The sequence below is a fragment of the Arthrobacter humicola genome (assembly GCF_022803015.1).
Taxonomy (GTDB): Bacteria; Actinomycetota; Actinomycetes; order Actinomycetales; family Micrococcaceae; genus Arthrobacter; species Arthrobacter humicola_A.
The window spans coordinates 80894-95255 of sequence record NZ_JAFKON010000012.1 but is presented as its reverse complement, the minus strand read 5'-3'; the positions used below and the strand labels follow the sequence as shown (position 1 = coordinate 95255).

Annotated in this window: 7 protein-coding genes; 2 read left to right on the top strand and 5 right to left on the bottom strand. The window is 66.7% G+C overall.

The window, feature by feature from the left end; translation table 11 throughout:
* Window positions 1-409: 409 nt before the first annotated feature.
* From ARTB_RS18875 to ARTB_RS18865, 3 genes are read right to left on the bottom strand one after another with little or no spacing between them, the layout of a single operon-like run.
* Window positions 410-4135, bottom strand: coding sequence for a 1,4-alpha-glucan branching enzyme (locus ARTB_RS18875; RefSeq protein WP_243181863.1), 3726 nt, complete (start codon window positions 4133-4135; stop codon window positions 410-412).
* Between the two features lies 1 nt (window position 4136).
* Window positions 4137-5933 (bottom strand): maltose alpha-D-glucosyltransferase, encoded by a 1797-nt coding sequence (treS, locus tag ARTB_RS18870; RefSeq protein ID WP_243181862.1) that lies wholly within the window; start codon window positions 5931-5933, stop codon window positions 4137-4139.
* A gap of 5 nt (window positions 5934-5938) precedes the next feature.
* A complete protein-coding gene (locus ARTB_RS18865; RefSeq protein WP_243181861.1) occupies window positions 5939-8011 on the bottom strand; it encodes an alpha-1,4-glucan--maltose-1-phosphate maltosyltransferase in 2073 nt (690 codons plus the stop codon).
* Between the two features lie 151 nt (window positions 8012-8162).
* On the opposite strand from ARTB_RS18865, the gene glgP reads away from it, so the two are divergent.
* Complete coding sequence (glgP, locus tag ARTB_RS18860; RefSeq protein ID WP_243181860.1) at window positions 8163-10781, top strand: alpha-glucan family phosphorylase; 2619 nt, start codon at window positions 8163-8165, stop codon at window positions 10779-10781.
* A 45-nt stretch (window positions 10782-10826) separates the two neighbouring features.
* On the opposite strand, the gene ARTB_RS18855 is transcribed toward glgP, so the two are convergent.
* Window positions 10827-11183, bottom strand: coding sequence for a barstar family protein (locus ARTB_RS18855; protein WP_079552073.1), 357 nt, complete (start codon window positions 11181-11183; stop codon window positions 10827-10829).
* 22 nt (window positions 11184-11205) lie between these two features.
* The gene (gene glgX / locus ARTB_RS18850) at window positions 11206-13320 is read right to left on the bottom strand and encodes a glycogen debranching protein GlgX (RefSeq protein WP_243181859.1); all 2115 of its coding nucleotides are present in this window, start codon (window positions 13318-13320) and stop codon (window positions 11206-11208) included.
* Window positions 13321-13435: 115 nt separating this feature from the next.
* On the opposite strand from glgX, the gene ARTB_RS18845 reads away from it, so the two are divergent.
* On the top strand, window positions 13436-14239 hold the full coding sequence (locus ARTB_RS18845) for a carbon-nitrogen hydrolase family protein (protein ID WP_243181858.1): 804 nt from the start codon (window positions 13436-13438) through the stop codon (window positions 14237-14239).
* The last annotated feature ends 123 nt before the right edge of the window (window positions 14240-14362 follow it).

Below are 14362 nucleotides of genomic sequence, written 5' to 3'. Positions count from 1 at the left end.
CAGACCACACCACGGGGTGGCGGGCCCGGCAAATTCAACCAATTCAATACAATAAATTGGTATCAACAAACTTGGCACACTATTGAGTTCTCAAACAACAGACACACCCGGCACCACCACAACCAACAATCAGTCAAGGATCGCTCCGGAGCAACTTTTCAAACTTACCCGGCCGCTTCACCCTAGTCAAATCGGCGATCCAGACTCATTCTTGCCATAGGCTTCTGGGTCTTGGTGGCCGTTCAACTCCGGGGAGCAGCGCGGAAATAAACTCTACCACCACTTGGACCGGCTGACAAAGCGGCGCCGAAGACGGTGCAGAAAAGCCCGGAATCACGGGGATTCCGGGCCTCTCGCAAACACTTCCCCACGCGCGCCAGACCTGCTGCCCGGGCGCTGCGCCTAGCTCCTAGCCCAGCGGCTTGAAGTACGCGGCCCCTAGCGGAGGCAGGGTGACGGTGAGCATGGCCGGTTGTCCGTCCAGGCCGTCCTTCGTCGCGGTCAGGGTTCCAGTGTTCTCCACCCCGGAACCGCCATAGCTGGCGGCGTCGGTGTTGAGCACTTCCTGCCACTCGCCGGCGGTCGGGACGCCGAGGAGGTAGTCCGTGTGCGGGCCGCCGGAGAAGTTCACGGCGCAGACCAGCGGGTTGCCGTCGGCGTCGCGGCGGATGAACGTCAGCACATTGCGGTCCGAATCTCCCCCATTGATCCACTGGAACCCTTCGGGCTGGTTGTCCCGCTCGTACAGCGCCGGCGTGGAACGGTAGAGCTCGTTGAGATCCTTGGTCAGGAGCTGCATGCCGTTGTGCGCCGGGATGTCCGCGAGCCACCAGTCCAGGCCGTACTGCTCCGACCACTCCGCTTCCTGGCCGAATTCGGTGCCCATGAAGATCAGCTGCTTGCCCGGGTGGGCCCACTGATATCCCAGGAATGCGCGCAGGTTTGCCAACTGCTGCCACCGGTCACCGGGCATCTTGCGCAGCATGGAGCCCTTGCCGTGCACAACTTCATCGTGGCTGATGGGCAGCAGGAAGTTTTCCGTGAAGGCGTAGACCATCGAGAACGTGATGGTGCCGTGGTGCCACCGGCGGTTGTACGGGTCCTCGGCCATGTATTTGAGCGAGTCGTGCATCCAGCCCATGTTCCATTTGAGGCCGAAGCCCAGGCCGCCGCCGCTCGTGGGTGCCGTGACGCCCGGGAATGCGGTGGATTCCTCGGCAATCATGACCGCGCCGGGGTGGGTTTTGTAGACCGTGGCGTTGACCTCCTGGAGGAAGGAGATCGCTTCCAGGTTTTCGCGGCCGCCAAAGCGGTTTGGCTGCCACTGACCCTCTTCGCGGGAGTAGTCGAGGTAGAGCATGGAGGCGACGGCGTCCACGCGGAGCCCGTCGATGTGGAACTCATCGAGCCAGTACAGGGCGTTGGCCACCAGGAAGTTGCGCACCTCCCTGCGGCCGAAGTCGAAGATCAGTGTTCCCCAGTCCGGGTGTTCGCCCAGGTTGGGATCGGCGTGCTCGTATAGTGCTTCGCCGTCGAACCGGGCCAGGGCCCACTCGTCCTTGGGGAAGTGCGCCGGGACCCAGTCGAGGAGGACGCCGATGCCGGCTTGGTGGAGTTCGTCAACGAGGTGGCGGAATTCGTCCGGGTGCCCGAAGCGCGAGGTCGGCGCGAAGTACGAGGTGACCTGGTAGCCCCACGAGCCGCCGAAGGGGTGCTCGGCCACGGGCATGAACTCCACGTGGGTGAAGCCGAGCCATTTGACGTATTCCACGAGTTCCTTGGCCAGTTCGCGGTAGCCCAGCCCCACCTTCCAGGAACCGAGGTGGACCTCGTAGACGCTCATGGCCGAGTTGTGCGGATCGCGGGCGGCGCGGGCCTGCATCCACTCGGCATCCTTGAAGACGTAAGAGGGCTCCACCACCCGGGATGCCGTCAGCGGCGGGACCTCGGTGCCGAAGGCCAGCGGGTCCGCTTTTTCCACCCAGTATCCGTGCCGGGTCCTGAGTTCAAATTTGTAGCACGCCCCTGCTACAACCCCGGGAATGAAGACTTCCCACACACCGGTGGAACCGAGGGAACGCATGGAGTGTTCGCGGCCGTCCCAGCCGTTGAAGTCACCCTTGACGCGGACTGCCTGAGCGTTGGGGGCCCAGACGGCGAAGGACACGCCGTCGACGTCGCCAAGCGAGGACTTGTAGTGCTGCACATGCGCGCCGAGGACATCCCACAGACGCTCGTGCCGGCCCTCACCGATCAGGTGCAGGTCTACTTCGCCGACGGTGGGCAGGTAACGGTAGGGGTCGTCCATGATCTGGGGCTCGTGGTCCTTGTAGGTCACCTCGAGCCGGTAATCCGGCACATGGCCGCGCTCGAGCGGCTCCATCACGGCCACCCATACGCCGCTCGATTCGTGCGTCATGGGCGTCGAACCTGCCGACGTCACGACCGAGACCGCTTCCGCCAGATGCTTGACCGTCCGGATGGTGACATGGCCATGGTCATCGAGATGGGCGCCGAGGACCGAGTGGGGCGCGTGGTGTTCGCCGCTGGAGACCCTCGCAAGGGTCTCGCCATCCACGGGCAGTGGTGTGCCGGGCCGATCGATACGTGCTGATCCTGTCATTTTTATACCTTCCGCTGCGGCTTCGGCGGCGACGCCGGAACCTGTACTGCCGAGGAGACGACGCGATGCGTTCACCGGGATGGAGAGCCAGTCCGGCCTGTTCCTTAGTTCGTAGATGACTTCGTAGAGGGCTTTGTCGAGCCACAGCGCCACAAAGAGCGGCGAGTCGCGGTCGATGCTGCCGGGAATGACGTCGGCGTAGCCGGCCAGGAACGCCTCAGCGCAGCCATCCACCCAGGTCCCGGGCACCACGGCTCCAGGGTTTTCGCGGACGGCGGCGCCGGCGGCGTAGTCGAAGGACCGCAGCATGCCGACAACGTCGCGAAGAGCGACGTCCGGGAAGTTGCGCTCGGAGATGGGGCGCAGGGGCTCGCCCTCGAAGTCAAGGATGGCCCAGCGCGGTGGGGCCCCCGGCTCGCCCGGGACCATGCTGCCGGGCACCTGCAGGATCTGCCCGAGATGGAGGTCGCCGTGGATACGCTGGAGCGGGCCGGCGCTGGTGCCCTCGAGCCGGCCGAGGAGACCGTCCAGGGCTTCTTCGTAAGGCCCGACGGCCTGGCCGGCCTGGGCCCAGGACTGACGGACGCGCTCGGCCACTCCCGGCGCGATGTCCTGCCCCGGCGCAGATTCGGCGGCTGTGCCCAGGGCCTCGGCGAGCCTGCGGTGCACGGTGGCTGTCGCCGCGCCCAGCGCGTGGGCTTCGGCAGCAAACCCGATCCCCCGGCTGGCCGCGTCCACGGCGAGCCGCCACGCATCGAGCCCGCCGGCGAGGAATTCGTGCGCAACAGCGAGTTCGCCGGAGGCGGGACGGACAGTGGCAGGACGGGCGGTTCCCGACGGCTCCGCCCCTGCTGCGGACGCCGGCACCTCCCACTCGCCGGCCACCCAGCCAAGGGTTGCCGGGACCTCCGCGGTGTGCCCCGCAGTCAGCGCCGCACCGATTTCAACCTCGGGATTCTGGCCTTCGGACAGCACCCGGAAGAACTTCACGATGGCGACTGTGCCGCCGTCCTCGTCGTCGACGATCACCGAACTGTTCGATTGCTCGCCCGAGAGTACCTTGACCTTGCCTGTTGCGAACGGAAGGCTGTAGCCGGACTCCACCAGGTGGCCGGTGGCGTTGCCCGACGGCGTCGTTGCGCCGTGCCGCATGAGCTCCAGCCAGGCGGCGACGAAGGACGCGTCGTGGACGCCGTCGTACACCCACTGGTGGGCTGCATCAGCGCGCGTTCCGGGAAGTTCGCCGATCAGCGCGCGTTCTGCCCCCGGCAGGGGTTCTGGCCGGAAACTGAGCGGCACCTGGACGACGTCGGTGCGGCTGCCGCCGGGCGTGGGGTAGGACACCGCGACCAGCAACACCTCGAACGTGGCCCCGCCGGCGCCGGTCTCCAGGCGCAGGCCGCCCGCCGGTTCGAAGGTGAACTCGGCGGTCTTGACAGGGAACCATCGCTGGCGCGGCAGCCAGGCGCCAAGCAGTCCGCTCAAGGCCGGGGGAAGGGCTGGTCGCGTCATCTCAACCCTCGATGGACAGGACGGGCATCGCCTGCGTGAACGGGGATGCCGGGTTGGAGGCGGCGGAACGGATCCGCAACCAGAAGAAATCGTGGCTGCCCAGGGTCAGAGTCAGCGTTCCGTCCTCGCCGATGCCCGGGAACGCCTGGCCGCCGAAGACGTCCCGGAGGCCCCTTCCGGCGAAGCCGGGCACGCGCAGCGTCGTCGCCACGGGGTGCTGGGAGAGGTTGAAGGCGCACAGGATGGTCTCGGCGTCCGCGCCGGCAGCGTTGCCTTCGGGGAGTTCACGCAGATAGGCCAGGACGACGTCGTGGTCAGCCTCCACGTGCTTGAACCCGCCGAGTCCGAAGGCGGGGTGGTTCTTGCGGACGCTCAGGATCTGCCTGGTCCAGCGCAACAGGGACCCCGAATGGGCGGCCTCGGCCTCCACGTTCGCCATGCTGTAGTTGTAGACCAGCGACTGGATCACCGGCAGGTACAGCTTGCCGGGGTCGGCGTGGGAGAACCCGGCGTTCCGGTCCGGGTTCCATTGCATCGGGGTGCGGACCGCGTCACGGTCCTCGAGCCAGATGTTGTCCCCCATGCCGATCTCGTCCCCGTAGTACAGGAACGGGCTGCCGGGCAGGGACAGCAGCAGGGCGTTGATGAGCTCGATCTCGGAGCGGGAGTTATCCAGCAGCGGGGCCAGCCGGCGCCGGATGCCGATGTTGGCGCGCATGCGTGGATCCGGCGCGTACCAGCCGAGCATCGCGGCGCGTTCGTCAGAAGTGACCATTTCCAGCGTCAGTTCGTCGTGGTTGCGCAGGAACGTGCCCCACTGGGCGCCTTCGGGAATGTCCGGCGTGTCCTTCATCGTCTCGATGATGGGTGCTGCCTTCTGGTCCCGCAGCGCGTAGTACAGCCGCGGCATGATCGGGAAGTGGAACGCCATGTGGCATTCCGGTTCCTCTTCGGTGCCGAAGTACTCCACCACTTCGGCGGGCGGCTGGTTGGCCTCGGCAATGATCACGCGGCCCGGGTAGCTTTCATCGACCATCCGGCGCAGCTGGCGGAGGAATTCGTGGGTCTGCGGCAGGTTCTCGCAGTTGGTGCCCTCCTCCTCGAACAGGTACGGGATGGCGTCGGCCCGGAAGCCGTCGATGCCCTGGTCCAGCCAGAACCGCACGACGTCGAAGAGCGCGTCAATGACCTTGGGGTTCTCGAAGTTCAGGTCGGGCTGGTGGCTGAAGAACCGGTGCCAGAAGAACTGCCGGCGGATGGGGTCGAAGGTCCAGTTGGATTCCTCCGTGTCCACGAAGATGATGCGGGCATCTTCGTACTTCTCGTCTGTGTCGCTCCAGACGTAGAAGTCGCCGAACGGACCGTCGGGGTCTTTCCGCGACTCCTGGAACCACGGGTGCTGGTCGGAGGTGTGGTTCAGCGGAAGGTCGATGATGACCCGGACGCCCCGGGCATGGGCCTCGGCCACGAGCCGTTTGAAGTCGCTGATGGTGCCGAACTCGTCCAGCACGGAGTTGTAGTCCGAGATGTCGTACCCGCCGTCGCGCAGCGGTGACTGGAAGAACGGCGGGAGCCAGAGGCAGTCCACCCCGAGCCACTGCAGGTAGTCCAGTTTCTCGATCAGGCCGTGGAAGTCGCCCGAGCCGTCTCCGTTGCCGTCGGCGAAGCCCCGGACGAGGACCTCGTAGAAGACCGCCTTGCGGTACCAGAGGGGATCGTGCTGGAGGCCCGGGGCATTCAATTCAAAGCTCCCCCTCGGGCTGAAGTGCTGGCTCGGGTTCTGCGGGCTAAAACTCACTGGCACTACCTCCGGATGCTAAGGATGTGAACGGGCTCGAGGTGCGGGTCCAGGCGGACGTAGTTGTACTCCCCCCATTCCCAACTCTCGCCGGTCAGCAGGTCATCAACCATGAAACGGCCGTTGTGCGTGAAGTTCTCCGGGTCCAGTTCCAGCGCCGGCAGGTCCAGGGACACCGTGCTCTCCCGGGTGCCGTGCGGGTCCACGTTGACGACGATGATCAGGGTGTCCTTGGTCCCGTCCGCGAGGGTCTTGTGCTTGGAGTACACCACGGTGGAGCTGTCCGAGCTCTGGTGCATCGTCAGGTTCTGCAGATCCCCCAGGGCCGGGTGCGCGCGCCGGATCGCGTTGAGCCGGGTCAGATACGGGGCCAGGGTGCGCCCCGATTCTGCCGCCGCGTCCCAGTCGCGGGCCTTGTACTCAAACTTCTCGTTGTCGATGTACTCCTCGGCGCCGGGACGCGCCACGTGTTCGTAAAGCTCAAAGCCGGCGTACACCCCCCAGATGGGGCTTGCCGTCGCGGCCAAGGCCGCACGGATCTTGAAGGCCGCCGGGCCGCCGAACTGCAGGTATTCGGTGAGGATGTCCGGGGTGTTGACGAAGAAGTTCGGCCGGAAGTAGGCCGCCGACTCGTGGCTGACCTCCTGGAAGTACGTCTCCAGTTCTTCCTTGGTGTTCCGCCAGGTGAAGTAGGTGTAGGACTGCTGGAAGCCGGCCCGGCCAAGAGCGTGCATCATGGCCGGGCGGGTGAACGCCTCGGCGAGGAAGACGACGTCGGGGTGCTTTTTATTGACCTTGCCGATCAGCCATTCCCAGAACCACACGGGTTTGGTGTGCGGATTGTCCACCCGGAACACCTTGACGCCGTGGCTGACCCAGAGCATCACAATCCTTAGAATTTCATTGGACAGCCCCGCGGGGTCGTTGTCGAAATTCAGCGGGAAAATGTCCTGGTATTTCTTTGGCGGATTCTCCGCGTAGGCAATAGTGCCGTCGACGCGCGTGGTGAACCATTCCGGGTGGCTTTGCACCCACGGGTGGTCCGGCGCGGCCTGCAGGGCCAGGTCCAGGGCCACCTCGAGTCCCAACTCACCGGCCCGCGCCACGAAGGCGTCGAAGTCCTCGAAGGTGCCCAGATCCGGGTGGATGGCGTCGTGGCCGCCCTCGTGGGATCCGATGGCCCATGGCGAACCGGGATCGTGCGGTCCGGCGATCAGGGTGTTGTTCGGCCCCTTGCGGTGCTGGCCGCCGATCGGGTGGATCGGCGGCATGTAGATGATGTCAAAGCCCATGGCGGCGACGGCGTCGAGGCGCTGCGCGGCGGTGCGGAAGTTGCCGGAGGTCCATTCCCCCGTGTCGTGGTTGCGCACGGCACCTTCGGAGCGGGGGAAGAATTCGTACCAGGCGCCGGCTCCGGCAAGCTTTCGCTCCACCAGCAGCGGGTAAGGCTCGGAAACCGTCACAAGTTCGCGGATGGGCTGGCGTTCGACGACGGCGGCGACGTCGGCGCCGAAGCCGGCGGCGAGGCGTTCCTCGGGTGTCCGGGACGTGTCGGAGAGGACGACGACGGCCATCCGCAGCGTTCTGCGGTCACCGGAGGGGCGGGAGGCGTCTTCGGAGGCTTCGGCCAGCAGGGCGGCACCTTCGGACAGCATGAGCTCGACGTCGATGCCGGCCTCCACCTTGACTTCGGCGTTGTGGTGCCAGGTGCCGTAGCGGTCGTGCCAGGCCTCGATGACGAAGGACCAGTTGCCAGTGGCGGGCGGGGTCAGGAGGCCTTCCCAGCGGTCCGTGCCCATTCCGCGGGGGCCGGGCGGCGGGGCGAGGCGGACCCGCTGCCGCTCTTTGCCGCGGGGGTCGAGCAGGACGGCGCTGACCCCGAGCTGGTCGTGTCCCTCCCGGAACGCGGTGGCTCCCACGACAATGGTTTGGCCCTCGACGGCTTTGGCGGGAAACTTTCCGCCCTCCACCGAAGGCTGCACGGCGGTGATCGGAAAGCGGCCAAATCGAAGGCCATCCGTGATCAGGGCCTTGGGCTTTTGCTTGGACACGGCGCTGGTTCGCGAGTTATTCGTCACAGCCTCGACGTTATCTACAAAACGGCCAGAATGCTAAGGCCTCGAACGTTTTCCGGAGGTTTCCGGTTCTGGTCGGAGTGATATCCGTCATTTACGGGAAAGAATCTTAAAGCAGTTCCGGGGCACCGACTTGTCCGTTAGTGTTTCGCAGGTGAAGGCAATCCGCAGATTTACCGTCCGAACCGTACTCCCGGAGTCGATCCGGCCGCTGGCCCGGCTCGCCACCAATCTCCGGTGGTCCTGGCACCGGCCCACCCGGGAGCTTTTCGAGGGGCTCAACCCCGGGATCTGGGCGGAGAGCGCCCACGACCCCGTGACTTTCCTGGGCCTGGTGAGCCGGGAAGAGCTGCAGCGCCTCGCCGCGGACCAGGACGTGGTGCGGCGCGTCCACGCCGCGGCCGATGACCTCGACCGGTACCTGGAACAGCCGCGCTGGTACCAGAGCCTGGGCGACGGCGCGCCGGCATGCATCGCCTACTTCTCGCCGGAGTTCGGCATCACCGAGGTCCTGCCCCAGTACTCGGGCGGCCTTGGCATCCTGGCCGGGGACCACCTGAAAGCGGCCTCGGACCTTGGCGTGCCGCTGATCGGCGTCGGCCTCCTGTACCAGGCCGGCTACTTTAAGCAGTCGCTCTCCCGGGACGCCTGGCAGCAGGAAACGTACCCGGTCCTCGACCCCGACGGGCTGCCCCTGACGCTCCTGCGCGAGGCCTCCCCGGACGGCAACGGCAAACCGGTCCAGATCTCGCTGCCGCTTCCCCAGGGACGGCGCCTGCTGGCGCACGTGTGGCGGGCCGACGTCGGACGTGTGCCGCTGCTGCTGCTGGATTCCAACGTTCCGGGCAACGACGAGGCCGCCCGCGGCATCACCGACCGCCTGTACGGCGGCGGCGGAGACCACCGGCTGCAGCAGGAGCTCCTGCTGGGCATGGGCGGGGTCAAGGCGCTGCGGGAGTTCCAGCGGCTCACGGGCGTCCCCGCGCCGGAGGTCTTCCACACCAACGAGGGCCACGCCGGGTTCCTCGGCGTCGAGCGGATCCAGGAATTGATGTCCGGCGCGGCGCCGCTGAGCTGGGAGGAGGCTCTGGCCGCCGGGCGCGCGTCCACGGTGTTCACCACCCACACGCCGGTGCCGGCGGGGATCGACCGCTTCGAAATCTCCCAGATTCAGCACTTCTTCGAAGCCGGCCTCGCCCCGGACGTCCCGGTGGCCAAGATCCTGGACCTGGGCCGCGAGGACTTCGCCGACGGCAACCCGTTCGTGTTCAACATGGCCGTGATGGGGCTGCGGCTGGCCCAGCGGGCCAACGGTGTGGCCAAACTGCACGGCGTGGTCTCGCGCGGGATGTTCTCCGCCCTGTGGCCGGGCTTCGACCACTCTGAAATCCCCATCACCTCCGTCACCAACGGCGTGCACGTCCCCACCTGGGTGGACCCCCGCATAGCCGCGCTGGCGCGGGACCAGTTCGGTGCCGAGGCGGAGGCGCAGGGCCGGTGGGACCTGGCCTACAACGTCACCGACGAGGACCTCTGGGCGTTGCGGCGGGAGATGCGGGTGTCCCTGGTGGAGGATGTCCGGCGCCGGCTCCGGGCCGCGTGGAAGAAGCGCGGCGCGGCCGACGCCGAGCTGGCGTGGACGGACTCCGTCCTGGATCCGGACGTCCTGACCATCGGCTTTGCCCGCCGCGTGCCGACCTACAAGCGGCTGACCCTGATGCTGCGCGACCCGGACCGGCTCAAGGCGCTGCTGCTGCACAAGACGCACCCCATCCAGCTGGTCATCGCCGGGAAGTCCCACCCGGCGGACGACGCCGGCAAGAAGATGATCCAGGACCTCGTCCGGTTCACCGACGACCCCGCCGTGCGGCACCGGATCGCGTTCCTGCCCAACTACGACATCGCCATGGCCCGGACCCTGTTCCCCGGCTGCGATGTGTGGCTGAACAACCCGCTGCGCCCCCTGGAGGCCTGCGGTACCTCCGGCATGAAGGCTGCCCTGAACGGTTCGCTGAACCTCTCGGTCATGGACGGCTGGTGGGATGAGATGTACGACGGCGAGAACGGCTGGGCGATTCCGACGGCCAACAACGACGCCTCCCCGGAGGAACGCGACGACATCGAGGCGGCGGCACTGTACGAGCTGCTCGAAACGCAGGTTGCGCCGCGGTTCTACGGGCTGACCGTGTCCGACGCCGCGGGCGCTGCCGGACCGTCCCAGCCCGGCCCGCAGGCCGTTCCTACGCACTGGGTTTCGATGATCAAGCACACCATGTCCCACCTGGGCCCGGCGGTTTCCGCGGAACGGATGCTCCGGGACTACGTCAACGTCCTGTACCGGCCCGCCGCGATCGCAGGGCGCCACGCTGTGGCGGACAACTACGCCCAGGCCAAGGCCCTGGCGGCATGGAGCTCACGGGTCCGGGCCGCATGGCCGCACATCCAGGTCGAACACGTCGACTCGGTGGGGGTCTCCGAGGACCCGCAGATCGGCGATCTGTTGCAGGTAAATGCGTACGTGGCGCTGCGTGAGCTTTCACCGGACGACGTCTATGTTGAGGTGGCCTACGGCCGGGCCGAGGACACCGACGAGCTGACGGACATCACGGTCGCGGAGCTCAAGGCCGCCGAAGACCTCGGCAAGGGCCGGCACCTCTTCAGCGGCACGCTGGTGATCGACCGTTCGGGGTCCTTCGGCTACACCGTGCGTGTGCTCCCCAAGAACGGTGCCCTGGCCTCAAAAGCGGAGCTGGGCCTGATCGTCAACGCCTGACCGTCACCGCGGCCTGACCGTCACCGCGTGGCGTGCTGGCTCTCTTTAGAGGCAGACGGCGATGACGTCCAGGCTCTTGCCGGCGTAGCCTTCGGCGTCCTGCAGCGTTTCGCAGATGACGCCGAAGGAGCGGTCCGCGCGGAGCGCGGCAGGCACCTGCCAGATGAACGTGACGGGGGCCTCGCCGTCGTCCGTCACGGCATCCGCGACGTCGTGCAGCGAATCGTGCAGGGCATCCAGGTCCGTGCCGTAGTCCTCCGGGACATCCAGGAGCTCGCCGAACGTGTCCAGGACCGCCTGCTTGGTGTCGGCGGCGGGGACCACCAGGGCGCGCCGGCCGGCGTCGCCGATTTGCGCCGTGAGTTCTTCGATGGTCCAGGTCTCTGCCGAGTAAATCTTCATGGGGTCCTTAATCTCGAATTATTTAGGTGCGGTAGATATTGATCGTGTTGGCCTGGACGAGGTCGCGCTCACCGGAGGCGACGCGGGCGCCCTGACGCCGGTCATGGAGTTCGGACGTCGTCACGCGGAGTTCGAAGAGCCGGTGCCCGGTGCCGTCCTCATTGCTCAGCCGAGGCAAGGTGACCTTGACGTCGTCGGCGCCGCCGTTGACCACCACGAGGCCGTCGACGTGCCCGTCGTCGGACCCGAGCAGGAGCTGGATCACCCGGTGGCCGGGGTCATGCCACGTGTCGGCGGACATGGGCTGGCCGTCCACATCGAACCAGTGGAAGTAGGACTGGTTGTCACGCGCCGGGTAATCATGCGGCTGGCTGGCCAGAAACTCCTTGCGCAGCCGGATGACGCGCTTGGTGGTGCGCAGCATCGCATGGGATTCCGTGGTGCTGGTCCAGTCGATCCAGGTCAGTGCATTGTCCTGGCAGTAGGCGTTGTTGTTCCCCTGCTGGGTCCGGCAGATCTCGTCCCCGGCGGTGATCATGGGTACGCCCTGGGAAATCATCAGGCAGGCCATCAGGTTCCGCCTGCTTTGGGCGCGCCGGGCGAGGATGTCGCCGTCTTCAGTGGGGCCCTCGAAACCGTGGTTGTAGCTGCGGTTATCGCCGTGGCCGTCCCGGTTCTGCTCGCCGTTGGCCTCGTTGTGCTTGCGGTCGTAGGCCGTCAGGTCGGCCAGGGTGAAGCCATCGTGGGCCGTGATCAGGTTCAGCGAGGCAAGCCGGGACCGGCCCGAGGACTCGAACAACCGGGCGGAACCAGAGAGGGCGTCCGCGAGGCGGGCCACCGGGCCGCCGCTGCCACCGCCGTCGATCGCGGCGCGGTCGGCGAGCCAGAAGCTGCGGACGGCGTCGCGGAAATGATCGTTCCAGTCCACCCACCCGGCGGGAAACCGGCCGGTCTGCCAGCCGCCGTAGCCCACGTCCCAGGGTTCGGAAATCAGCTTGACGCCGGACAGGACCGGATCGGCTCCGACTGCGACGAGGAAGGGGTGCCTCGGATCGAATTCGTTGGCGCTGTTGCGGCACAGCGTGACGGCGAGGTCGAAGCGGAACCCGTCGATGTGGAACTCGCTCACCCAGTAGCGCAGGGAATCCAGCACCAGCTGCACGACGCGGGGTTCGCCGAAGTTCAGGCTGTTGCCGCAGCCCGTGGTGTCCACGTACCTGCCGTGGCCGTCGTTGCGGTAGTACTGCATTTCGCCCAGGCCGCGGAAGCTCAGGGTGGGACCGTCCGTGCCGCCCTCGGCGGTGTGGTTGTACACGACGTCGAGGATGACCTCGAGCCCGGCGGCATGCAGCAGCTTGACCATGCCCTTGAACTCGTCCTGGACCGCGTGGGCGCCGGCGGCCTGGGCGGCCTCGGTGGCGTAGCCGGGATGCGGGGCGAAGAACGCGGCCGTGTTGTAGCCCCAGTAGTTCGTCAGCCCGAGCTGCTGCAGGTGCGGCTCGTCCACGTGGAAATGCACGGGCAGGAGCTGGACGGCCGTGACGCCCAGCGAGATCAGGTGCTCGATCATGGCCGGGTGGGCCATCCCGGCGTACGTCCCCTGCAGGTCCTCCGGAATATCCGGGTGCAGCTTCGTCTGGCCCCGGACGTGGGCCTCGTAAACGATCGTGTTGCGCCACGGGACCCGCGGGCTGCGGTCCAGACCCCAGTCAAAGTCGTTAGCGACCCGGACGCTGGTGATCAGCTCATCGCGTTCGTCGACGGCCCGGCCGTAGGGGTCCATCAGCAGCGGCTGCTCGCCGGCGGCATCGAAATCCGTGGCGGGCATGGACAGCGGGAGGGCCTCGTGTTCCGGGGAGGACCGGAAGCCATAGCGCGAGCCGGCGGGAATGCCCTCAACAATTCCGTGGTGGACGCCGTCGGTGACGTTGGGCAGGGTCTTCACCTGCCAGGTTCCCCCGGGCGCCTGATATTCGATCTCCAGCGTGGTTACGCCGGGCGCGTAGACGGCCACGTTGGCGAACGCGCCCCGGGGATCGTCCACTGCCGGCGACCCGGTATGTGGAACGCTGATCCCCAGCGGAAACGCCCGCGAAGCGTCTACGGTGGAAGCGGTATCTATGTAAGACATAACCATTGCTTAAAGCTTAGCCGGGCCAGACAAATGGCCCCCGTTTTCGTTTTCATGACGTTTTGCAGTGTACGGACCGCCGCACTGCATACTGTAATGGAGCGCCGAGTTGGAGGTAATTGTGCGCGTTGCACTAGCCCAAATCATTACCGGCCGTGACGTGGCCGCAAACCTGGACCTCGTGGACGCCTACGCGCGCCAGGCCAAGGCCGGCGGCGCGGACCTCGTGGTATTCCCGGAAGCCACCATGCGGGCCTTCGGCAATTCGCTCCTGGATATCGCAGAGCCGCTGGACGGCCCGTGGGCATCCCGCGTCCGTGACCTCGCCGCAGAGCTCGGCCTGGTGATCGTCGCCGGCATGTTCACTCCCGGCACCGCCGGCAACGGCGCCAAGGTGCGCAACACCCTGCTGGTCACCGGCCGCGGCCTCGAGGCCAGCTACGACAAGATCCACCTGTTCGATGCTTTCGGTTTCGCCGAGTCGGACACGGTTGACGCCGGCACGGCCCCCGTCACCTTCGAGCTCGACGGCGTGACGTTCGGCCTCGCCACGTGCTACGACGTCCGTTTCCCGGACCTGTTCACGGAAAACGCGGACCTCGGCGCCGACGTCAACATTGTGTGCGCTTCCTGGGGCTCGGGCCCCGGCAAGGCCGAGCAGTGGAAGCTCCTGGCCCGCGCCCGCGCCTTGGACTCCACCACCCTGATTCTCGCCTGCGGCCAGGGCGACCCCGCCAGCGTGGGTCACCCGGTCAAGGGTTCCGCCCCCACCGGCGTCGGGAACTCCGTGGTGGTCTCCCCCATGGGCGACGTCCTCGAAGAGCTCGACGGCGCCCCCGGCCTTCTCTTTGCCGACCTGGACACCGCCACCGTCCTGGAAGCCCGCACTAAACTCCCGGTCCTGGCCAACCGCCACAAGTTCTAAGTCACTATCGGCCAAGTTCGCAATGGTTACGTCCCGCGGTCACCAACCGCCGGGCTGGTTCAGCCAAAAACCCTCCCTCACTTTTGGCACGTTAAACGGAAACGCTCCACCACGTTTCGCACG